This is a genomic window from Mongoliibacter ruber (assembly GCF_003003005.1).
Lineage (GTDB): Bacteria > Bacteroidota > Bacteroidia > Cytophagales > Cyclobacteriaceae > Mongoliibacter > Mongoliibacter ruber.
On record NZ_PVTR01000013.1, the window covers coordinates 31,871 to 54,603 of the forward strand.

Genomic DNA, 22,733 nt, shown 5'->3' on the forward strand with positions numbered 1-22,733 from the left:
TTAAAATCTTACCGCCATAGATGTAGTCACAGCGGTGTTTCCTCTACTGAACTTTGCCCCTGGCAGTTCGAAATATGCCTCATCAGGAGTATAAAATTGTCTAATTTCCAACCTTAGTAAAGCTGATGGTGCCACGATATAGTCAAAATTTAATGAAGCACCTGAAACTTTGACTCCCTGATCTACAATTACACCTTTCGGATCTGAATAATACTCCAGTCTACCTGCAAGGATAAATTTTTCAAACACTTCTCTTTTTAAAGAAGCAGTTACACCGTACCAATGGTTGATAAAACCAAAGTAAGTATCTTCAATTCCATAATCAGCGCCTACTGTAGTTCCCCACCTGTTTTTTTCGTATTGCAGGTAAAAATTATTAAAGAAACGGGCCCTATAAAGAGGCTGTGGACTTTCGTTACCGAAATAATTGGCATAGTTGATTTCCATGCCTTCCATAGGCCTATAATTTACGCCCAGGCCAAAGCCAATAGACTGGTTTCTCGGATTCCTTTGGACATTCTGCCATCCATTTGTTGCCCAAAGTATTAAATCAAGTCTTTCGCTTTTTTCATAAGTCAACCTCGCCCCTGTAAGAAAATAAGGGGAATTTTCAGCCATCAGACTGCGGCTTAGGTGCCAACAATCCATACCATACCAACTTTCAAAACCTATATGTGAAGGCATAATCCCCATATCCAGCCACAATTTATCAGCGATTTTAACACCTACTGAAGCTTCATTGACAAATTGTGCCCAAGTAGGTTCCCCCGCAAGGTTATACTGGGCATAGGTTCCCGTCATCAAGGCAAAGTTAGCCCTAAAACGATCATCTGTGTAACTTGCTTTTAGTACAGCAAGGTTAACGCTAAACTCATTGTGTCTATTAAAGTTGAACAAAAAATCAGGCCTTAAATGCTCCTCAGGCTGATTGAAGTCATAAGAATAATAGGTCTCTACATATCCGGAAAAGGTAAATTTAGAATTAAAGGTATTCTCCTGCGCATAAGAAGCCTGTGTATAAAATAGGAAAAGCGCTAAAACCAATTTTCTCATAAACCCAAATATAAAAAATATGCCCGGAACAGGTTCCGGGCAATGGATATTAATGTGTTCTGAAGTTTTGATCATAAAGATCAATACTTTCCTGTATGATTTTGTAGGCTTCTTCCTTACCCAAAAAATCTTCTACTTTGACCTCTTTGTTTTCAAGTTTTTTGTAATCTTCAAAAAACCTGTGAACCTCCTTCATCAAGTGAGGAGGAAGCTCATCAATATCATTGATATAATTGACGGATTGATCTTCAGAGGCTACCGCGATAATTTTATCATCAGCTTCTCCACCATCTACCATTCTCATCACACCGATCACTTTGGCATTTACCAGAGTCATTGAAGGAATATCGATCTGAGAAATAATCAGGATATCCAAGGGATCCTTGTCATCACAAAAAGTCTGTGGAATAAAACCATAATTTGCCGGATAATGTACCGCAGAAAACAATACCCTATCCAAAAGAAGCATGCCTGTCTTTTTATCAAGCTCATATTTACCTTTACTCCCTTTTGGTATTTCAATCACGCCCATCACAAATTCCGGGGCGTTTTTTCCTATTTGCACATCGTGCCATGGATTAATCATAACTAAAAACTTTATTTAAATATCTGAATTGGAACGCAAATTACTGCCTATTTACATTTTGGCAAAGCTTTAATTTTCTTTTTCCAGTTCAATTCTATTTTTACTGGACAGGAAAAACAACTATAATGACTCTAAATCACTTTGTTCATGCCTCAGGCTGAGAAACTGGCAAGTGAATCATAAAGGTAGTCCCCTGACCCTCATCACTATGCACTGTAAGCTTCCCACGGTGATTCTCAATAATGGTATAGACTATTGAAAGTCCCAAACCTGTTCCCTGACCGACAGCTTTGGTGGTGAAAAATGGTTCAAAAATTCGATTTTGCAATTCTTTGGGTATTCCTGGACCATTATCCTCAATTTGAATCTTGACAAAATCTCCTTCAAGTGAAGTTCTGATGGTGATCATACCTTTCTTCCCTTCTTCGGGATGATCTAAAAGTGCATGAACAGCATTATTCAGGATGTTCATAAATACTTGGTTGATTTTACCTGCAAGACATTCTACCATTGGAATAGCGCCGTATTCTTTGACTATTTCTATTTGGCTACCAATAGTGCTATTGAGCAAGACTAAAGTACTGTCAATACCTTCATGAATATCCACATGCTTGATATCTTGCTCATCTATCCGTGAAAAAATCCTAAGTCCTTTGACTATCTCCACAGTCCTCTTTGCTCCATCTTCCATTCCTTTCAGCAACTGTTCTACCTCATTTAAAAGGTAGTCAAATTCCAGATCCCTTTCGAGAGCAGTAAGCTCTCTCCTAGTATCATCAGAAAATTCGACAGCACCTTTTCTTCTGTATGCCTCCACGATTTCCAATATGTCCTTGATGTCTCTTTTTAAAGGGGATATATTGGAAGAGACAAAGTTGATGGGATTGTTGATTTCATGTGCTATCCCTGCAGTCAATTGGCCCAAGGATGCCATTTTCTCTTGGTTCACAAGTTGGGTTTGTGTCTGTTGCAAATCGTGAAGAATTTCCTCAAGCTCCTCAGTTCTTTTGCGGACTTTTTCTTCCAAAACCTCATTTTGTCTCAAAATCAGTATTTCGGTTTCTTCCATAACCCTCAACTTTTCACTTTGCTCCTTATCTTTTTCCTGTTTTAAGGCATTGATTCGATATGCCAATGCGAGCGAAAGTAATATCGCTTCAAAAGCAGTCCCCAAAAGCATCGGTAGACTCGGGAAGGTCCCAAGGTAAATAAGGCCTGTATTGTGAAGTATAAAGGAGAATAATCCTACCAGGAAGAAAGCCCAGGCAAAAAGGAAATATTCAGCAGGTTTGAAATTCTTGTTGGCTACTACAAATGCTGTAGAAATAAAGAAAACCACAACCATCAATCCAGCCAAATCTGTGATGGAGTAACTCACTTCTACCAAACCAAACAGGCGAGAAGTAAAACCTATCCCATACAGAATGGCAACTCCATTGAGTACCAGGTGAAGCTTTGGAGTATGAAATTTTGTTTTGAGAAAGTTCTGTATGAAGAGTACACCAAATATTCCTGAAAATGATGAGAAGAAAATAATGCTGACTTGATACAAGTCGGTATTCTCTTGAAAAAAGAAAATATTGCTGTAGCCCAAAAGAGATATCTGAGCCATTCCTATACATATGATATACAAAAAGTAATAAAGATATCCCTTATCCTGCACTAAAAAATATAGGAAGAAGTTGTAAAGTGCCAGAGCAAGCATGATCCCGCAATAAATAGATACCAGGGTAAGTATTTGATTGCTTTTCTTCAAAATCCTCTCATTCTCATAAGTGGTCAATGAAAAACGAAGGGGATCTGAAGATAAAATTCTGAATTCCAGAAACCCTCTCGAATCCCTGTAAACAGGCAACCTGTAAACTGGATTTGGATAGAAAAAATCACTCTCTGTAAGCGCTTCCAGACGCTCGATAATCAAGCCCTCTTCATCTACATAATTGAGCGATGTGAAAACAAAAGTTGGGTTGGAAATTTCAATCAAATCAGCTTTTTCAAAAGCTGCACTGTTCAAGGGGATTTTTAATTTGACTGTATCTTCGACAAATCCTAAATCATTATAACCACTACTTTTTACATTTAAAACCTCGAAATCACCCTTTTCTGGATCAAAAACAAAGGTTTCAAAACTCTCCAATGAACTTGGAGTACGGTCTCCAAAGAAACCAAACAGAAAAATAAGTGTAGCCCCTAGCAAAAACACCAAGGGCAATAACCAATAAAGTCTGTTTATTTTTTTGAGGTCTCCCATTGATGAACAAGTTCACTGATATTTAAATCATATTGAATTTCCAACAAACCTTTATCACTTGATTCGGAAGCTATATGAAATGGATGCTCTCTTAAGTGAAATATCTTCTGTCTTTGCTTTTCATCTGCCAATGGAAGTTCTAATACATCCTTAATCTGCATGATAGTCGCTATCAATCCCTCCTTAGGATAAAGGTATGTCCCTTCATTGCCTAAGGCTGTAATGATTTCAAAGCCTACCGATTGCGAGTTTTTTACGGTATAGGGCGAACAAAAAGCCAAGAGTGCCTTTAATTTAAGAAAAGAAGCAATTGCTACTCCTATTCTGATCAGATAAATACTACCAATTCCATAACCTGAGACAAGTTTGGAATTCCATAGGCCACAATATTCAGCGACATCTGAATCCTTAAACTGTTCCATAAATGGCAGGATTTTTTCATCTTTCTCTAGAATTGCGCCTTCAAGGGGAAGTGGAAAATCATTGGATCTCAATTGTATTCTACCACCTCCTAGCACCAAATCCGGATTTTCTACTGACTCTACCAAAAGAAGAAAAACGTTTGGATTATTGACCCAAGAGGTATCAGCAGAAGTTACTTTCGTAACTCCATAAGACTCTAAGACCTTGAAATGTCCATCAATATACCTTTTTGTTTCTTCCGGGGAGGATATGGCCCTTACTACTTTTATTTTTACCTTCATGCTATTTGACGATCTCGTCCATGTCTACATAAAACCTGCCAGATTTAACTTGATGCCCAAGTAAAATCTGTCGCGAAAGATGCGTACATATCCCACCGCCCATAATCACTGATGATGCAAGCTGTGGCCAATTGGTAATTGTTTTTCCTATCTCCTTTATACTGATCTGAGCCCTTTCAGATAGCTTTTCAAAATCCAAAATAGCGCCTAAGATTTGCTTTTGTTTCTTATCAAAATTATCCAAAAGCAAATTTTCAGGACCAAACTCTTTTAACTTATCATTAAAAATCGGAAGATTTGAGTCTAAATCAAACCTTTCAATATCCAACATGCCTCTGTCAGAGGTATCCATAAGGACTGGAATACGGAGACTTTTTGCCATCAAACGGCTTTGAATCTTCATTTTAATGTTGTCACACTCTTCAATAAGGAGGTCAAGCTTTCCATCTTCACAAAAAAATGCCTCTATATTGTCATCATGAATGCCTTCCTCATACACCGTCACTTTGAGGTAAGGGTCTATTTCAGCTATTTCTCTTTTGACAATAGTGGTTTTTTTCACTCCAAGATTGACCAAAGAAGTCCTTATTCGATTCATATTGCCAAGCTCCACATGGTCGAAGTCTGCAATCCTAAGTTCACCAAATACGCGCTCAATTGCCAAACCTAAGGCTACACTTTGCCCAACAGACAAGCCTATCACTCCGATTTTCTTCGTACTGAGGGTCTTTTGCTCTTCTTCAGTAATTTTATATTTGTTGCGGATAGTGCGGACTTCTATAAATTCAGCTTGAGGTAGTATTCTTACAAGCGTATTTCTCCACGGATAATAAACCCAATTTCCATACTGGGATCCATTTTTTTTGAGGAATTTATTAACTTCATCCTTGAGGGCATCCTTGCTAAAAGTTACTTTTGGATTACTTAATTTTATCCATTCTGCAATCTGAGATTTAATTTGGTCCAATACTTGAACTCTTGGATCTGAAGCAAGTTGATCAATCAAGTCCATTTCCGAAGAATCTTCCGGTTGAAGAATCAGATGTTCAGACTGACTTATCTCATCAAGGTTATTAATGAATTTCATTATATACAGAGGGGTGAGTGTAGATAGTAAAGTTATGTGATTCAGATAACTTTCTTATTAAAAAGAAAAAAATATTACCTAAACAATAATAATTTCGATATTTAATCCATCAGGTTTTAAAAATTAGTTAATTTGTTTTATAAATATTGCTATAAACAATCATTCAAAATCGTAAAATCACAAAACCAAAATTACATACTGAGCAATGTCCGAAGAAAGCACAGAAAAAATCAAAATCCTATATGTAGATGACGAAGAAAATAACCTTCAGGCTTTCAAAGCTACTTTTAGAAGGGACTACAAAATTTCTTTGGCTATATCAGCTGTAGAAGCACGGAAAATCCTCATGGAAGAGCCAATAGATATCGTCATTACTGACCAAAGAATGCCCAATGAGACAGGCGTTGATTTTCTTGCTTCGATAATTGAAAAACATCCTGACCCTATCAGAATTCTACTCACTGGATACACGGACATTCAAGCTGTGATAGACGCCATCAATAAAGGGCAAGTATACCATTACCTGACCAAACCATGGGATGAAGACTATCTAAAGGCAGTAATCAAAAATGCGTTTGAAGTATATGCTTTGCGAAGAGCAAACAAAAAGCTGACAGAAGACCTTCTTAAAGCCAATGAACAATTGGAATTTCTACTGAGACAAAACTTACTTTCCTAATATCTTGCAGCTAGTAGAAGTTGTAGTTCTTTGTGTGTCATTGCAAATTTCCTTGCCAAGTGCGCGTTTGTCAAGCTACCTCTATAGGTATAGACACCTTTCATAAACCATTTATAATTAAAAATCATCTCCTCTGCTCCTTTTAAGTCAGCCATCTGCAGCAGAATCGGTGTGAAAATATTACTTAAAGCTACTGAAGCCGTCCTGGCAACCCTCGAAGCGATGTTTGGAACACAGTAATGAATCACTCCATGTTTTTCAAAGGTAGGGTTCTCATGAGAAGTCATTTCTGCAGTTTCAATACAACCTCCTTGGTCTATACTGACATCAATCAGAATACTCCCATCCATCATGGCGGCAACCATTTCCTCGCTGACCACGATTTTATTCTTCCCTTTTTCCACTCTCAATGCACCTATGACGACATCTGCTTCTTTGATTGCCTGCGCCAAGGTGAAATTATCTATCGTAGAGGTAAATACCTGTTGACCGAGTAATTGCTTTATCCTTCTAAGTTTGTAGATATGGTTGTCAAACACCTTAATACTTGCACCCAAACCCAAAGCTGTACGTGCAGCATATTCCGCTACTGTACCTGCTCCTATAATGACCACTTCTGTAGGAGGCACTCCTGTAACACCACCTAGAATAAGCCCTTTTCCGTCATTTACACTACTGAGATATTCTGCAGCAATCAACATCACAGTGCTGCCTGCAATTTCGCTCATTGCCCTCACTACTGGCATTCCTCCTACTTTATCCTCCAAATGCTCAAAAGATACCGCAGTGATGCGTTTTTTATTAAGTGCATGTATGAATTCCGCTTTTTGCTTACCTAGCTGAAGGGCAGAAATCAAACATGCTCCAGGCCTCATAAATTCTATTTCTTCTTCAGTTGGAGGCTCTACTTTAAGTACCACCTCTGCATCAAAAGCCTCTTTAGCTGAGTATACTACCTTGGCACCTGCATCTGAATATTCTCTATCCGAAAACTTGGAGAGCTTTCCTGCGTTGCTTTCGGCATACACCGTTTGACCATTGTTTACCAACAATCTGACTGCATCTGGTGTAAGTACAACCCTTTTTTCCTGAGCTGCTCTTTCCCTAGGCAATCCTATCACCAAAGAATGCTTTGAATTTTTAATTGCCGCAGGAGCTTCCTTGGGGGCCAATCCAACACCTTCTGTCATTTCAACCATGTCTTTCGTAGTTTACTATCTTATCCATTGTAATCTTTCTGCTGCCATCTTCTTCCACGTGTAGCTCGATAAGCATAAAATCCGGCGGGATGTAATCAGGGATTTTCTCGGCCCATTCTATCCAACAGTATTTTTGACTGTAAAAATACTCTTCTATTCCGATTTCCAATACCTCAGAAGGATCTTCGATACGGTAAAAGTCAAAATGATAGAATATTTGGCCCTCAGGATTATGGTATTCATTGATTATGGAAAAGGTAGGACTGGATACTACATCTTTTATTCCAAAAACTTTAGAAATTGACTTTATCAACGTAGTCTTACCAGCCCCCATTTGTCCTTTGAATACCCAAATGTAGGATGCTTTACAATACTCGATAACTTCTTTTGCTACCTGATCTATTTGATCGAGGGCAGTCATTTCTATTGTTTTCAAATCAATTTAATTGTCCTTAGGAATCATATGGGCTATAGGGATTATTATTTCTTCCATAGAAACACCCCCATGCTGGAAAGTATCCTTGTAATAATTTACGTAGTAATTATAATTGTTAGGATATGCAAAGAAATAATCTTCTACTGCAAAAACATAACTAGTTGACACATTAAATTTCGGAAGTTTCACATCTTCAGGTCTTGCAACTTCAAAAACCTTTCCACTTTCAAAGTTTAAATTTTTCCCCTGTTTGTACCTCAGATTGGTGGTTACATTCTTGTCTCCGATGATTTTATAAGGTTTATTTACGCGCTTGGTGCCATGATCAGTGGTGATAATCACCTCCGCTTTGGCATCATGGATTTTTTTGATAAACTCAAAAAGAGACGAGTGCTCAAACCAGCTTTTGGTCAATGACCTATAAGCCGATTCATTCGGAGCCAATTCACGGATCATCTTCATATCCGTACGGGCATGTGACATCATGTCTACAAAATTATAAACCAATACATTGAGGTCATTGCTAAGCATATTGTTGAATTGTTCCAAAATAGCTTTACCTTGGTACGCTTGGAGGATTTTGTTGTAACTGAACTTGATGTTCATCCTGTTCTTGTGGAGATTTTCACTCAAAAATTCTTCCTCATTATTGTTTTTTCCCTCGTCTGTATCCTCGCCTTCCCATAAGTCAGGATGGAATCTAGCCATATCAGAAGGCATCATACCACTGAACAGGGCATTTCTGGCATAGGCTGTTGTAGTAGGTAATATGCTAAAATAGGTTCCCTCCTCCTTTGTATTGAAATATTCAGAAATTAATGGCTTTAAAATCTCCCATTGGTCAAGCCTTAAATTATCGATCACCAACAAAAATAATGGTTTACCGGCTTTGATATGGGGCAACACTTTTTCCTTCAGCACCTTGTGAGAAAGAATTGGAGCCTCTGATTTGGAATCATTTAGCCAATCGACATAGTTATTTTTAATGAACTTTGCGAAAGAGGAGTTAGCTTCTACTTTTTGAGTATCCAATACCTCCTGCATGCTCTTATTCTCCGTTTTCTCTATCTCAATCTCCCAGTAAGTAAGCTTTTTGTATATATCAGTCCACTCCTGATATGTAGAAGCATCATCACAAGCCATACTGATATTCATAAAATCCTGGCGATAAGAAAGGTTTGTTTTCTCAGTTATCAGCTGTTTGTTCTGAAGGATTTTCTTTACAGAAAGCAAAATTTGATTGGGGTTGATAGGTTTGATTAGGTAGTCGGCAATTTTACCACCGATGGCATCATCCATGATATGCTCTTCTTCTGACTTAGTGATCATCACCACAGGAATTTGCGGCTTCATCATTTTGACCTGTTGCAAGGTTTCAAGGCCTGTCATTCCAGGCATCATTTCATCCAAAAAAATAACATCAAAATTATTTTCCTCTACCTTATCGATTGCATCCACTCCGCTGTTGACCGTAGTGATATCATAGCCTTTCTGTTCTAAAAAAAGTATATGAGGTTTGAGTAGATCAATCTCATCATCCGCCCAAAGTATTTTAAATTTTTGCATAAAATCCGGTTTATTTCTTTTAAAATTATAATTACTTTTGGAACCAATCAAATGTCAGAGACATTGAAAAGTCACAAGATTCTAAATGATCCAGTTTATGGATTTATTACCATACCCAGCGAACTTATTTTTTCTATCATTGACCATCCTTACTTTCAAAGGTTACGTCGTATCAAGCAGCTTGGTTTAACGGACTTCGTATATCCGGGAGCACTGCATACAAGATTCCATCATGCTTTGGGTGCTATGCACCTGATGACCATCACTTTGGACAATTTACGAAATAAAGGTAATGAAATCAGTGATGAAGAATACGAAGCTGCCCTGATAGCCATTCTGCTTCACGATGTGGGACATGGCCCATTTTCCCATGCCTTAGAGTTTAGCTTATTGCAGAATATCCCGCATGAGTCACTCTCGCTTTTGATTATTGAAGAGCTTAACAGACAATTTGACGGAAGACTTGAACTTGCTGTGAAAATTTTCAAAAATCAGTATGAGCGAAAATTCTTCCATCAGCTTGTATCCAGTCAGCTAGACATAGACCGCTTGGATTACCTTCAAAGAGACTGCTTTTTTACAGGTGTTTCTGAAGGCACTATTGGGGCCGATAGGATTATAAAGATGATGGACATTAAAAATGACCAATTGGTCGTTGAAGAAAAAGGTCTGTATAGTATCGAAAACTTCCTTTCTGCCAGACGGTTGATGTATTGGCAGGTTTATTTACACAAAACCACCGTATCTGCTGAAAAGATGCTCATCAACCTTATCATGAGGGGAAAGGAGATTCAACAGGGACGTGGTAAGTTGAATGGTACTGAGGAACTGATTTATTTTCTTGAAAATGACTTTAGATTTTATGATTTCGAGAATTCGAGGGAATTATTAGACAGGTTTTTAACTTTGGATGATTTTGATATTTGGGGAGCAATCAAGCTATGGAAAAATGAGTCTGACTATATTTTGAGGAACATTTCAGAAATGTTTTTGACCAGAAAACTATACAAAATCAACCTCAGAAGTGAGGAGTTCTCAGAAGAAGAAATAATGGATTTGAAACATAAAACGATGAATAGGCTTAATATTCCAAAAGAAGATCTGCATTATTTCTTCAATCATGGATCCTTGAGCAACAACGCTTACCTTACAAAGGAAAGAATCTATATTTTGACTAAAAAAGGAAAAATTATAGACGTAGCGCAAGCCGCAGACCTTCCAAACATAAAAGCCATGAGCAAAATAGTAAAAAAACACTACGTCTGTCTGGCTAAAAACCTCACCTAATTTAAAATGCAATAATGGAGTTTACTTTAGGACAAATCGCGACCATCTTAGGTGGAAAAGTAGAAGGAGATGAAAATCTCAAAGTCAATCGCTTGGACAAAATCCAAGAAGGAAAGGAAGGTGGAATTGGATTCTTAGCCAACGAAAAATATGAACCCCATATTTATACTACTGAAGCTACAGCTGTAATTGTATCGGAAGACTTCAGGCCCAAGTCCAATTTACCATGTACATTGATTAGGGTCAAAGATGCCTACAATGGTTTCACCACTTTATTGGAGGCGTATGCACAGCTCACCAAAATGGGAAAAACCGGTATAGAAGAGCCTTCATTTTGTGATTCTTCAAGCAGGATAGGTGATGACTGCTACAGGGCTGCCTTTTCTTATATAGGTAAAAACTGTAGCCTAGGCAACAATGTCAAAGTGCACGCTCATGTTTCTATCGAAGACAACGTAATCATTGGGGACAACACAATTTTACATTCAGGTGTCAAAATAAAGAATGGAAGTGTTATTGGAAAAAATTGTGAAATCCATTCAGGAGCAGTCATAGGTGCTGATGGTTTTGGATTTGTTCCCCAAGAAGACGGAACATACAAATCTATTCCTCAAATCGGAAATGTGATCATCGAGGACAGTGTAAGTGTAGGTTCCAACACAACAATTGACTGTGCAACTATGGGATCCACTATTATCAGGAAAGGAGCCAAAATAGACAATATGGTTCAGATTGCTCACAATGTGGTGATTGGTGAAAACACCGTAATCGCTTCACAGACTGGGATATCAGGATCGACCATAATCGGCAAAAACTGTATCATCGCTGGACAGGTAGGAATTGTTGGTCATATAAAAATCGCAGATAATACTACCATTGCGGCTAAAACAGGTATTTCCAAAAGCATCAAAAAACCTGGACAAACGATATTTGGCTACATGGGAATGGATATCAAACATTTTCTCAAATCTTATACAATATTTAAAAATCTTCCGCAGATACAGGATAAATTAAAGGAACTGGAAAAAAAACAATAACTTTGCGGGCGCATTACCAAAGAAAAGATTGAATTATCTATGAGGGTCAAACAACACACCATCAAAAATAAAGTAACTGTTTCAGGAGTAGGACTTCACACAGGAGTAATTTCAAACATGACTTTTTTACCTGCACCTCCAAACCACGGATTCAAGTTCCAGAGAATTGATCTCGAAGGCATGCCTATCATAGATGCTGATGTAGACAATGTGGTGGATATCTCAAGAGGCACTACACTCGAACAGAGCGGTGCCAGGGTATTTACTGTCGAACATGTCTTAGCAGCCTTGGTTGGTTTGGAGTTGGACAATGTTTTGATGCAGTTAGATGGTCCTGAGCCTCCGATTTTGGATGGTTCTTCTATCCAATTCATCGAGGCATTGGAGCAAGTAGGTTCTGAGGAGCAAAATGCCCTAAGAAGGTTTTTTGAAGTTCCTGAAAGCATCACCTACCGAGACCCTTCGAGAGAAGTGGAATTGGCAGCCCTACCACTCGATGACTACAGAGTCACAGTGATGGTCGATTACAATTCACCTGTATTGGGCAGTCAGCATGCCTCGATTATGGACATCAGCCAATTTAAATCTGAGATAGCATCTTGCAGGACATTTTGCTTTCTCCATGAATTGGAAATGTTGTACAACCAAAACCTAATTAAGGGTGGTGATCTCAACAATGCCATAGTAGTCGTTGATCGGATAGTAGCTGATTCTGAATTGGAAAATCTGGCAAGGATGTTCAATAAAGAAAAAGTTGAAGTTCGCAAAGAAGGAATTCTCAATAATGTAGAACTGAGGTATAAAAACGAACCCGCTCGCCACAAGCTGTTGGATGTAGTAGGTGACCTCGCTTTGGTTGGAAGGCCATTGAAAGCGCAAATTCTGGCAGCAAGACCGGGTCATGCCGCCAATGTCGCTTTTGCGAAAAAATTAAAAAGAGCTTGGGAAAAAATAGGTCCTTCCCACATTCCACATTACGATCCAAAGTTGCCTCCAGTCATGGATATCAATCAGATCAGTAATATATTGCCCCATAGGTATCCTTTCCAACTTTTGGACAAGATCATTTACTTAGACGACATGGTGGTGGCAGGAGTGAAAAATGTAACCATCAATGAGCCTTTTTTTATGGGGCATTTCCCAAATAACCCTGTCATGCCTGGAGTACTTCAAGTGGAAGCCATGGCACAAACAGGAGGTATTTTAGTTTTAAGCACTGTTGAAGATCCTGAAAATTACTGGACTTATTTTCTTGGAATCGAAAGCTGTAAGTTCAGGAAAATGGTGTTACCTGGTGACACTTTGGTTTTCAAATGTGAGCTTTTAGCTCCTATTAGAAGGGGAATTGCCAAAATGAAGGGAGAGGCTTTCGTTGGCAACACCTTGGTTTGTGAGGCTATAATGACAGCCAGTATTGTAAGAAAAGAATCATGATCAGCAATTTATCCCATATAGGTAAAAATACAGTCATCGAAGAAGGGGTGCAAATAGACCCTTTTTCGATGATTCATGACAATGTAGAAATCGGCGAAGGAACGTGGATTGGTTCTAACGTTACTATTTTTTCCGGTGCCAAAATCGGCAAGAATTGTAAAATTTTCCCAGGGGCGGTCATTGCAGCTATTCCTCAAGACCTGAAGTTCCAAGGCGAAGATTCTACTGTAGAAATCGGTGACAATACCACCATCAGGGAATGTGTCACCATCAGTCGTGGCACCGCAGACAAAAGGACCACCAAAGTGGGTGACAATTGTTTGCTGATGGCCTATGTCCATATTGCTCATGACTGTTTTGTGGGTGACAATGTTATTATCGCCAATTCCGTGCAAGTGGCTGGACATGTGACCATAGACGACTGGGCTATCATTGGCGGGAGCAGCGCTATTCATCAGTTTGTGAAAGTAGGTATGCATGCCATGATTTCAGGTGGTTCTCTGGTAAGAAAAGATGTACCACCATTTACCAAAGCTGCAAGAGAGCCATTAAGCTATGCAGGGGTAAACAGTCTTGGACTCAGAAGAAGAGGTTTTTCAAGTGAAAGCATCAGCCACATTCAGGAAGTGTATCGGTACCTTTTTCTGAATAGCATGAACAATTCCAGGGCTTTGGAAGAAATTGAAATCAACCTTCCAGCTACCAAGGAAAGGGATGAAATTGTGAATTTTATCAGGTCATCAGAAAGAGGTGTAATGAAAGGTTATATCAGCTGATAATGTTGACCTTAGATTTCATAAATGCAGGAAAAAGGTTTCAGTATGACTGGATTTATAAAAACCTAAGCCAACAAATTCCCGCTGGCAGCAAATGTGTGATCACAGGCAGCAATGGTTCTGGAAAATCAACCTTATTAAAAGGAATTTCAGGCATACAACCCTTGACAGAAGGAAGTATCCGCTACACATATCAAGACAAAAACATTTCGGAGGGAGATATTTATAAACACCTCGTCATCAGCGCGCCATACTTGGAGCTGCCGGAAGAATTTAGTTTGCTCGAATTGCTTCAATTTCATTTTAAATTTAAAAACCCCATTTCAGGAGTCAGTTTTGAGGATATGATGGAAATCATGTACCTGGAAAACCAACAAAACAAATCCATCAGCCAATTTAGCTCAGGGATGAAACAAAGACTTAAAATCGGTCTTTGCGTTTTTTCAGACGTCCCATTGATCCTTTTCGATGAACCAACTTCCAACCTGGATCAAAAAGGCGTGGAGTGGTATCTCAAAATGGTGGAAAAATACTGTGAAGAAAAAACAGTGATCATTTGCAGCAATGAACCCAAAGAATATGTCTTCTGCAGTGATAAAATCCATATTGAAGATTACAAGCTCAAATCAAGACTTTGATTATTGAAGGGATTGATTAATTTTACCAATCTCAATACTAATTAATTTTATGCAAAAACTGTTTTTCATCCTAGTTATAGCCCTAGGCTCAAGCATCATTTTATCTTCCTGTAACAGAAATGGTGAAGACGATCCTGAACCACAAAAAACGCCTGAAGAGTTGGCAACCGAAGACCTGACTGGTGGTTCATCACAAGTATGGACACTAGAAGGAGGTGGCTCAGTAGCAAGAGACGGCAGATCAGAAACAGCTAATTACAGTGGATTTGAAATCACTTTCGCAGCCAATCAAGGAGCAAGAACCTATGCTACTGTCAATAACAATGATCTTTTTGACGGCAATGGAAACTGGTCTTTTGCAGGTGGAAATCTGGATAAAATAGAGCTTAGCGGTAGCAGACCAGCTTCCAATCAAGAAATATCATTTACCAGAACAGGCAATGACCTTAGACTTCAATTTACCATTCCTATGCCCAGCAATGCAAGAGTTGAAGCTGTGGCAGGAAGCTATATTTTTAACTTGAAAAGGAAGCAGTAAGAAATAATACATGCTACATATTATTTAATATGATTATCCGCAATCATGCCACTAATCAATTAAACGAGGGTTTTTGGGCAAAGGGATACTAATAGATATTGGATATTTATCGATATTGGTTCGAAATCACAGGTAATTCAATTATTTAGATTCTACTGGTATGAAAGCGGATATACATATTATTTAAAAAAACATCCCCCATTTTGAAAATGGGGGATGTTTTTTTGAGGTTTTAGTTTACTGAACGCCCTCTTATCGTCAGGTTTGCGTCATTTTTCAAAATTGACCTTTACTATAGAGCCAATGTCCATGAATGTCTAAATATCTGTGAGGTGAGTATCAGAACATCAAAAAACATATCCTCTTGCTTACTCACAGAACTTCAGATCTACACAATTATTAACTCCTCAAAGTCACCAAAGTAACTCCAGAGCCACCCCTATCAGCATGTTCGTCTTCTGTCTTGGCTACTTGTTTCATTCCTCTGAGCAGATTGCGAGTAATATCCCTAAGTATGCCATCTCCCTTGCCATGAACTACCCGCAAGTCCTTTAATCCTAGCATATACCCATCATCTACAAAGTTTTGGACGAGCGAAAAAATCTCCTCTCCCCTTTTGCCACGAATATCCAAATTGGGTGAAAAATCCATCATCTTGGAAGTGGTATCAAAACCAGTACGCTTGGCATGGGACTTTTTCTCTTTCTTCATTTCGGTACCCGATATTTTCTCCAAGCGATTAAGTTTCACTTTTGACTTCAATTCTCCAATACTGATTTCCACTTCTTTTTTCTGTAAAGCCAAGACCTCTGCAACAGCGCCATTGTCCTTTAGCCTTACAAAATCACCGACTTGAATTTCACCGCCAATCACCCTGATTTCAGGAGCTTCCTGCACCTTTTTCTCAGGCTTGACTTTTACTTTTACCGCTTCTATTTCTTCCCTGATTTTCTTGGTAATTTCTTTATCAGCCTTACTTTCCTTGATAGCTTTGATAGAGGCTTCTATTTTTTTATTGACATCATCAAGTAAAATTTTAGCCTCTTCTTTGGCCTCCTGAAGGTATTTTTTCTTGTTGTTTTCTATGGTTTCCTTCAGCTGATTGTATTCTTTGAGTCGGATTTCCAACAGCCTTTCTTTCTTCTTAGCTTCAGCAATTACCTGCTCATACTTACTTTTCTCATTTTCCAGCTTGGTCAGCATCCTGTCATATTTGACACGCTCTTCACCAATATTATCCTTGGCATATTGAATGATATCTTTCGGAATACCGATCTTTGAAGCAATCTCCAGCGCAAAAGAACTACCGGGCTTACCGATTTCCAGTTGATAAAGGGGCTCTAATTTATCGACATCATAGCGCATTGCACCATTGACCAAACCTTGGTTTTTTGAGGCTACTTGTTTCAAGTTGCCATAATGCGTGGTGATCACCCCATATGCTCCACTTTTATTTAAGGCCAGCAAAATCCCTTCTGCGATCGCACCTCCAAACAAAGGCTCTGTACCTGTACCAAATTCATCGATAAAGAGGATTGTCTTTTTATCTGCAAATTGAGAAAAGTATTTCATGCTCATCAAGTGTGAGCTGTAGGTACTCAGGTCATTTTCAATATTCTGTTCGTCACCTATATCAATAAAGAAATTATCAAATAATGTACAAACCGAAGCTTCATTCACGGGAATCAAAAGGCCACATTGCAGCATGTATTGTACAATGGCGACGGTCTTCAGTGTCACAGACTTCCCTCCAGCATTTGGACCCGAAATTACCAACAACCGACGGTTATGGTCCAAAGAAATATTGAGAGGGATGATTTTTTTTCCAGTTTGCTTGAGTGCGAACTCTAACAATGGATGTCGGGCTTCTGTCCAATTGAGTTGACGTGCTTTTTCCAGCTTGGGCCTGTTAGACCCTGTCTTGATGGCAAACTTAGCCTTGGCTCTAATAAAGTCAACCATGCCTAGAAAATAGAATGCCCTTCTCAGTTCCGGAATATATGGCCTCAGCACATCTGTCAGCTGTGTAAGGATTTTTTGGATTTCCCTTTTTTCCATATAGGCCAAATCCATCAAGTCATTGTTGATATCCAAGACCTCTGCAGGTTCTAGGAAAACTGTCTGACCCGTGGCTGATTCATCATGGATAAAACCCTTGATTTTCCTCTTATTCTCTGCCAAAACAGGGATGACCATTCTCCCACCTCTGATTGTAATGGAGGCATCATCAGGAGTAAAACCTTTGCCTTTGGCCTCACGAAAGATCCTTTCCAATACCTTTCTCAGTCTGTTTTCCTCATATATAATCTGAGACCTGATCAGGGCAAGTTCTTTGGAGGCATTGTTCCTGATTTTTCCTTTTTCATCAATTATTCTTTCTATTGCTCTTAAAAGATCATTATTGAGATTCACCAATCCCAAAAGCTGAAATAGCTGAGGATAATCTTCTTCGTGATCCAAAAAAAACTCAATACACCTACTGAGTGTGCTTAGTGAAAGCTTGATTTCATGAAACTCATCTTCATAGAGGTAAGTCCCTTCAATCTTGGCTTTTTCCAGAAATGAGTGAATATTGGTGAAATTAGAAGCTGGAAAATTCTCTCCTGATTGGATTATTTTTCTAAACTCTTCTGTCTGATCAAGTAATTTATTGACAAGGTTATGGTCCTTAGAAAAGGACATTTTGTCTACAAAATCGGCTCCCAAAGTGCTACTGCACTCTTCTTTGAGCAATTCCCTGATTTTGGTAAAATTGATTTTGTCCTCCAGGTTCTCGGGGTATCGCATCATTGGTTGTTGTTTCCTTCTTTTTCAATCACATGCAGAGAATCTATCGTCCTGGCATATAACCTGTCCATAAACCGCGCATCTCTCATGTAATACTCAAGGCTTCTTACAAAAACTGAATCTGACAGCTGATGTTTTTTAAAAACCTCTTTTTCGAACAATGGATACAAAACTCTCGAGGAGTCATAATGAATGGGGAATGTGCTTACAAGGCCTTCGGCAAGGTGGATATCAATCATGACCTCTACCATTTTGTCCTCGCTAAGAACCCCTTCAGGGAGTTTCTCTTGGCTACAGGCAAAAAAAGAGAGTGCAATTAGTATGGCAGTTATTTTTTTCACACAGCAAAATTAATAATTATAGAAGGAATCAACGTGTCTTCTGCTTAATTTGATGTCATGAATGAGTACACAATTGTCTTTTTTGTCGTTTAAAAATAAGATTCGTAAGAATTTACGCAAGATCAACAATATTTGTAAAACTGAATTTAAATGGTATTTAGCACTTAATTGGTATTAAACGAGCTACATGGCAGCATTTACCGGCAGATCCAAAACAAACGGATATCAATGAATATCAAAGAGATGAGTTATTTAATGTTTTAATACCTGATATTCGGCTTTCATTCCAAATACTATCTCAAAAACAGTCAATTGACAATTATTAACTACCGACCAAAGTTATTGGATTTTATAATTCAAAAGACTGCCTTAAATTAGGCTTTCGAAATTCTTCTGAATGAACCAACTACTCAAAAAGCTTCGCAAATATGAAATCAAGATCCGGAAAGTGGCCAACAACCACCTTCAGGGTGATTACCAATCCATCTTCAAGGGTGCAGGCTTGGAATTTGACGACTTACGGCCGTATCAATACGGAGACGATGTCAGGACAATCGAATGGAAGGTCTCTGCCAAAGGTCATGGAACATTTGTCAAAACTTTCCGTGAGGAGAAAGACCAATCAGTCTATTTTCTTTTAGATATATCAGGATCACAAGATGTGGGTGATGCATCGAGAAAAAAAATGGATGTAGGCAAGGAAATTGCGGGTGTGTTGACATTGGCAGCAATATTTGAAGGCAGTCAAGCGGGGCTGGTTTCATATTCAGATCAAAAAGAGAAAATCATTTTACCTGGTAAAGGTCCAAAACAAGGGGTAAAGATCATTCAGGGTATATTTAATCACCAAAACAAGTCTCTGAAAACAAACCTAAAAGAGATGTTCAATTTTGCCCTCAACCTGGTCAAGAAAAGAAGTATCATCATCGTAATATCTGATTTCATTGACGAAGGATACGAGCGCCCATTCAAGGCTTTGGCCGAAAGACATGATGTCGTAGCCATACAGGTTACCGACCCCAAAGAAGCCGCTTTACCGTCTCTTGGAATTATTCCTGTATACGATAAGGAAGAAGGCCGTACTACTTGGGTGAATACAGCTTTTGGCTCATTTTCGAAAAAAATTGCTGAAACTTTCACTTCAGAACGGACCCATTTACAAGATATCTGTAAGAAGAATCAAATCAACTACTTAGGAGTAAGCACCAAGGATGATATTGTATTGCCATTGATAGAATTATTTAAGAAACGTAACCGAACTATGAAGCGTGGGTAAGTTATTGCAAATATACATGTGCGCAGTAATGCTGATGGCTTTCAGTATTTCAGGCCATAGCCAAAATATTGAAGTAGAGGGCTATTTCTTACAGGATTCTGCCAAAATCGGCGAAAGAGTCCCTTACATCCTTAAAGCCAAGTACGGAAAAGGTTACAATATTGTATTTCCTGACTCTACATTTGATTACAGCCCTTTTGAGCTTTTGGAGAAAAAGACTTATATCAGTTATACAGATGAGGGAGTCACTTTAGACTCGGCAGTATATTATGTTTCTAATTTCTCCCTGGATCCCATCACTGAATTTGCACTTCCGGTTTTTGAGGTATTCAAATATGACAGCCTTGAACACAGACCAATTGAAGCCAATTTAGCACTTAAGCTTATCATTGATCAAATTCCACAAGAACTCTCTTTCAGAGAAAACAACGTATACCAACCCATTTCCACAGATTTCAATTATCCTCTTTGGGTGGCTGTATTTGTGAGCATCTTGGTAGTGGCTGGACTACTTGCCTTCTTCTTTGGCAAAACCCTTCGTAGAAAGTGGCAGATTTACCTTGAAAAGAAAAAATACAAGCGTTTTACGAAAAGATGGGAGAAAGCCGAGCAGGAATTTGCTGCCACCCCTGACATGGACCATGCAGATGAATTACTTGGCCTATGGAAAACCTACATGGAGCATTTGAAAAACAAGCCTTTCAGGGATTGGACTACCACTGAGATATCCGATTTCCTTGAAAACAAGGAAATCATCAAAGACTTTAGAGAGATCGAAGTGATCATCTATGCAGGTAAAGAAGGGCAAGACCTTCCTCAGGCCTGCCAAAATCTAAGAAATATCTGTACAGATACTTACCACCAAAAAATTACAAGCCCGGATGAGCGCGAATAGTATAGCTGATTTTTTCTCATTGTATTGGTTTTGGCCGAATACCCTTCAGACTTTTGATTGGGAAAACCTCTGGGCACTACACCTATTATGGGCAGTGCCGCTGATGTTGATATTGAGAAAATTCACAAAATTCCTCAAAAACCCTGTCTTAGAACTTTCCCTCCCCGGCTCTGTGTCACAAAGCAACCCCTGGACATATTTGAGACTGGTCCCTGGGCTTTTCTTTATGCTGGCACTGTTGATGATGGTGATAGCATTGGCAAGACCACAGCGCACCAATGAACGTGTGGAGCAATTCACAGAAGGTATAGACATCATGTTGGTCATGGATATCTCAGAGTCTATGGACTTACAGGACTTCCAGCCCAACAGACTGGAAGCGGCAAAAGAAACAGCTGTCGATTTTATCAACGGAAGGTTTGGAGATAGAATCGGAATGGTGATTTTCTCGGGTGAAGCCTACTCACTTGCACCCCTGACCACCGATTATGCTTTACTTACCGATTTGGTCAAAGACATCTCCTTCAATATGATGGATGCCAAAGGCACAGCGATTGGTTCTGCTTTAGCTTCAGGAACCAATAGAATGAGAGAATCGGATTCAAGTTCCAAAGTTATGATCTTGCTGAGTGATGGGGAAAATAATGCCGGAAACATAGATCCTGTTTATGCAGCGCAATTGGCTGCAGCCTTAGATATCAAGATCTATACTATTGCGGTAGGTAAGGATGGGCCTGTGCCTTATGGGACTGATTTTTTCGGAAGACCTCAGATGATAGAGAGTTACTTGGATGAAACCACTTTGAGAGAAATTGCAGAGATCGGTGGAGGAAGGTTTTTCAGGGCTTCGGATGGCAATGCCCTAGAGCAGATTTTTGATCAGATTGACGCCATGGAGAAAGCTGAAATTCTTGAAAACAGGTATAAAGAAACAGTAGATTACTACCGTGCATACATGTTTTGGGGATTGGTATTCTTTTTTGTCTGGCTAGGATTGAAAAGCACTTTCTTCAACAACTTCCTATTGGATTAAAAATTCAGACTTTAAGCTCTTTTTTCCAAAGTTCAAGCCTTTTATCCATTACCGTAAACCAAAGAGGAGGAAAAAGAGCCAGGATGATCATGGCAGAATAACCTTGAGGCAACTGAGGACTACTATCGTGATGCTCCAAAACCTGGTACCTTTTATATGCAAAAGCATGATGGTCAGAATGCCTCTGTAATTGAAACAAAAGGAAATTACTGACCAAATGGCTTGCATTCCAGGAATGTAAAGGCGTTACATTTTCATACCTGCCACTTGGAAGTATTTTACGCTCCATGCCATAATGCTCGATATAGTTCACCAATTCCAAAAGGGTAAATCCAAGAATACTTTGGCCAAAGAAAAAGGCCGGAATTTCCCATACTATTCTTTCAAAGAAAATAGAGAAGCCTAAGGTAAATACTCCTACAAAAATGATCGGAGCTAGGCTAAATACGATCATTTGGTTAGACAATGACCAAACCGAGGCTTTTGACTTTTCCAATCTTTTGACTTCAAGATCAATGGCAGACAAGAAACCATCTTTGACTGATCTCCACCAAAATGAATAGAAATGTTCCCCTCTCCTACTTGTCGCGGGATCTTTTGGTGTGGCCACATGAACATGATGCCCTCTGTTGTGCTCGATAAAAAAATGCATATAACACACAGTCATTAGGAGGATTTTGGCGTAATTCTGCTCTAATTTATCAGCTTTGTGGCCTAATTCATGAGCTACGGTAATCCCTACACCACCTGTCACCAGCGCCATCCCTGATGTAAACCACAGCCACTCTCCTAAGGTCAGAGATGCAGTGGCTACAATATAAAAGCCCCAAATAAGTACAGCAAACTGGACATAGACCCAAATAAAAGTAACAAGCTTATAAAACCGCTCCTTTGAAACCTCGGGAATATCGGATTGCGGGATGTTATTTTTATCCTTCCCTATCAGGTAATCCATTATTGGGATCAGGACAAATACAAAAATATGGATAAACGATAAACCGATGCCTCCAAGATAATAACCTCCAATGAGAAGTACAGGCAGGATAAATGCTGCGTAAAACCCTATTTTTTTGATTCCTTTCACTTTTCCAATTTATAAAAAATGATTGAAAGAAAAATGGCCAGCAAAA

Annotated in this window: 21 protein-coding genes; 10 read left to right on the forward strand and 11 right to left on the reverse strand. The window is 39.0% G+C overall.

Annotated features, from left to right (window positions below; all coding sequences use genetic code 11):
- The 5 genes from CLW00_RS18035 to CLW00_RS18055 all read right to left on the reverse strand — a co-directional run bounded on the left by CLW00_RS18035 (position 1) and on the right by CLW00_RS18055 (position 5,681).
- Positions 1-1,053, reverse strand: coding sequence for a porin (locus CLW00_RS18035; RefSeq protein ID WP_106135164.1), 1,053 nt, complete (start codon positions 1,051-1,053; stop codon positions 1-3).
- 49 nt (positions 1,054-1,102) lie between these two features.
- Entirely contained in the window at positions 1,103-1,639 is a 537-nt protein-coding gene (locus CLW00_RS18040; RefSeq protein ID WP_106135106.1) for an inorganic diphosphatase, read from the reverse strand.
- A gap of 145 nt (positions 1,640-1,784) precedes the next feature.
- Complete coding sequence (locus CLW00_RS18045; protein WP_106135107.1) at positions 1,785-3,890, reverse strand: 7TM diverse intracellular signaling domain-containing protein; 2,106 nt, start codon at positions 3,888-3,890, stop codon at positions 1,785-1,787.
- Positions 3,869-4,594, reverse strand: a complete 726-nt coding sequence (locus tag CLW00_RS18050) for a hypothetical protein (protein ID WP_106135108.1) — start codon at positions 4,592-4,594, stop codon at positions 3,869-3,871. Before CLW00_RS18050 ends, CLW00_RS18045 begins: the two co-directional genes overlap by 22 nt.
- Position 4,595: 1 nt before the next feature.
- On the reverse strand, positions 4,596-5,681 hold the full coding sequence (locus CLW00_RS18055; RefSeq protein ID WP_106135109.1) for a ThiF family adenylyltransferase: 1,086 nt from the start codon (positions 5,679-5,681) through the stop codon (positions 4,596-4,598).
- Positions 5,682-5,886: 205 nt separating this feature from the next.
- Here CLW00_RS18055 and CLW00_RS18060 point away from each other — a divergent pair, with 205 nt between their 5' ends.
- Positions 5,887-6,360 (forward strand): response regulator, encoded by a 474-nt coding sequence (locus tag CLW00_RS18060; RefSeq protein WP_106135110.1) that lies wholly within the window; start codon positions 5,887-5,889, stop codon positions 6,358-6,360.
- On the opposite strand, the gene CLW00_RS18065 is transcribed toward CLW00_RS18060, so the two are convergent.
- The 3 genes from CLW00_RS18065 to porX are packed head-to-tail and all read right to left on the reverse strand — an operon-like array spanning position 6,357 to position 9,561.
- Positions 6,357-7,559 carry an alanine dehydrogenase gene (locus tag CLW00_RS18065; protein ID WP_106135111.1) on the reverse strand — a complete coding sequence of 401 codons (1,203 nt, stop codon included), beginning with the start codon at positions 7,557-7,559 and terminating at the stop codon, positions 6,357-6,359. The genes CLW00_RS18060 and CLW00_RS18065 overlap by 4 nt on opposite strands.
- Positions 7,552-7,995, reverse strand: a complete 444-nt coding sequence (tsaE, locus tag CLW00_RS18070; protein ID WP_245917370.1) for a tRNA (adenosine(37)-N6)-threonylcarbamoyltransferase complex ATPase subunit type 1 TsaE — start codon at positions 7,993-7,995, stop codon at positions 7,552-7,554. Before tsaE ends, CLW00_RS18065 begins: the two co-directional genes overlap by 8 nt.
- 6 nt (positions 7,996-8,001) lie before the next feature.
- Entirely contained in the window at positions 8,002-9,561 is a 1,560-nt protein-coding gene (porX, locus tag CLW00_RS18075) for a T9SS response regulator signal transducer PorX (protein WP_106135165.1), read from the reverse strand.
- A gap of 51 nt (positions 9,562-9,612) precedes the next feature.
- On the opposite strand from porX, the gene CLW00_RS18080 reads away from it, so the two are divergent.
- The 6 genes from CLW00_RS18080 to CLW00_RS18105 are packed head-to-tail and all read left to right on the forward strand — an operon-like array spanning position 9,613 to position 15,271.
- Entirely contained in the window at positions 9,613-10,848 is a 1,236-nt protein-coding gene (locus tag CLW00_RS18080) for an HD domain-containing protein (RefSeq protein WP_211300222.1), read from the forward strand.
- 14 nt (positions 10,849-10,862) lie between these two features.
- Positions 10,863-11,885, forward strand: coding sequence for a UDP-3-O-(3-hydroxymyristoyl)glucosamine N-acyltransferase (gene lpxD / locus CLW00_RS18085; protein ID WP_106135113.1), 1,023 nt, complete (start codon positions 10,863-10,865; stop codon positions 11,883-11,885).
- Between the two features lie 39 nt (positions 11,886-11,924).
- Entirely contained in the window at positions 11,925-13,319 is a 1,395-nt protein-coding gene (locus tag CLW00_RS18090; protein ID WP_106135114.1) for a bifunctional UDP-3-O-[3-hydroxymyristoyl] N-acetylglucosamine deacetylase/3-hydroxyacyl-ACP dehydratase, read from the forward strand.
- Positions 13,316-14,095 carry an acyl-ACP--UDP-N-acetylglucosamine O-acyltransferase gene (lpxA, locus tag CLW00_RS18095; protein WP_106135115.1) on the forward strand — a complete coding sequence of 260 codons (780 nt, stop codon included), beginning with the start codon at positions 13,316-13,318 and terminating at the stop codon, positions 14,093-14,095. Before CLW00_RS18090 ends, lpxA begins: the two co-directional genes overlap by 4 nt.
- Positions 14,096-14,097: 2 nt before the next feature.
- Positions 14,098-14,733 carry an ABC transporter ATP-binding protein gene (locus CLW00_RS18100; protein WP_106135116.1) on the forward strand — a complete coding sequence of 212 codons (636 nt, stop codon included), beginning with the start codon at positions 14,098-14,100 and terminating at the stop codon, positions 14,731-14,733.
- 49 nt (positions 14,734-14,782) lie between these two features.
- Positions 14,783-15,271 carry a hypothetical protein gene (locus CLW00_RS18105; RefSeq protein WP_245917373.1) on the forward strand — a complete coding sequence of 163 codons (489 nt, stop codon included), beginning with the start codon at positions 14,783-14,785 and terminating at the stop codon, positions 15,269-15,271.
- Between the two features lie 399 nt (positions 15,272-15,670).
- Here CLW00_RS18105 and CLW00_RS18110 read toward each other — a convergent pair whose 3' ends face one another.
- Together CLW00_RS18110 and CLW00_RS18115 are read right to left on the reverse strand one after the other, a co-directional pair.
- A complete protein-coding gene (locus tag CLW00_RS18110) occupies positions 15,671-18,058 on the reverse strand; it encodes an endonuclease MutS2 (RefSeq protein WP_106135168.1) in 2,388 nt (795 codons plus the stop codon).
- Positions 18,058-18,399, reverse strand: a complete 342-nt coding sequence (locus tag CLW00_RS18115; protein ID WP_106135117.1) for a DUF4296 domain-containing protein — start codon at positions 18,397-18,399, stop codon at positions 18,058-18,060. Before CLW00_RS18115 ends, CLW00_RS18110 begins: the two co-directional genes overlap by 1 nt.
- 397 nt (positions 18,400-18,796) lie before the next feature.
- Here CLW00_RS18115 and CLW00_RS18120 point away from each other — a divergent pair, with 397 nt between their 5' ends.
- Genes CLW00_RS18120 through CLW00_RS18130 form a run of 3 tightly spaced genes read left to right on the forward strand, consistent with a single transcriptional unit; the run spans position 18,797 to position 21,603 of the window.
- Positions 18,797-19,675, forward strand: a complete 879-nt coding sequence (locus CLW00_RS18120; protein ID WP_106135118.1) for a DUF58 domain-containing protein — start codon at positions 18,797-18,799, stop codon at positions 19,673-19,675.
- Entirely contained in the window at positions 19,668-20,570 is a 903-nt protein-coding gene (locus CLW00_RS18125) for a hypothetical protein (protein WP_245917375.1), read from the forward strand. Before CLW00_RS18120 ends, CLW00_RS18125 begins: the two co-directional genes overlap by 8 nt.
- Positions 20,557-21,603: a vWA domain-containing protein gene (locus tag CLW00_RS18130; protein ID WP_106135120.1), complete on the forward strand. Its 1,047-nt coding sequence runs from the start codon at positions 20,557-20,559 to the stop codon at positions 21,601-21,603. Before CLW00_RS18125 ends, CLW00_RS18130 begins: the two co-directional genes overlap by 14 nt.
- Before the next feature lie 4 nt (positions 21,604-21,607).
- Here the strand turns inward: CLW00_RS18130 and CLW00_RS18135 are convergent, their stop codons facing one another.
- Positions 21,608-22,687, reverse strand: a complete 1,080-nt coding sequence (locus CLW00_RS18135) for an alkane 1-monooxygenase (RefSeq protein WP_106135121.1) — start codon at positions 22,685-22,687, stop codon at positions 21,608-21,610.
- Between the last annotated feature and the right edge of the window lie 46 nt (positions 22,688-22,733).